Source organism: Lactococcus sp. DD01 (assembly GCF_001578715.1).
Taxonomy (GTDB): domain Bacteria; phylum Bacillota; class Bacilli; order Lactobacillales; family Streptococcaceae; genus Lactococcus; species Lactococcus petauri.
The window spans coordinates 1-252 of the sequence record NZ_KQ968968.1 but is presented as its reverse complement, the minus strand read 5'-3'; the positions used below and the strand labels follow the sequence as shown (position 1 = coordinate 252).

Genomic DNA, 252 nt, shown 5'->3' with positions numbered 1-252 from the left:
TCCAGACAAAGATAAATATCAACCAGGAGTGGGCAGTATCGAAGTACCAAAAGACACACCAATCACTGAGGATGATGTGAAAGATAAGGTTGCTATCCCAGCAGGCTCAGGGGGTACAATTACCAATGTAGGTACCATTCCAGATACAAGCACAGCTGGAGATAAGGGTACTGTTCAAGTTACAGTAACTTATCCAGATGGTACCACAGATGTTGTCGAAGTTCCTGTAAATGTAACGGATGTGCCAACAAC

Annotated in this window: 1 protein-coding gene; it reads left to right on the top strand. The window is 43.7% G+C overall.

Annotated features, from left to right (window positions below; translation table 11 throughout):
- Window positions 1-252 (top strand): Rib/alpha-like domain-containing protein (locus tag LACDD01_RS11355; RefSeq protein WP_255357199.1); only part of this gene is annotated, 252 nt, incomplete at both ends.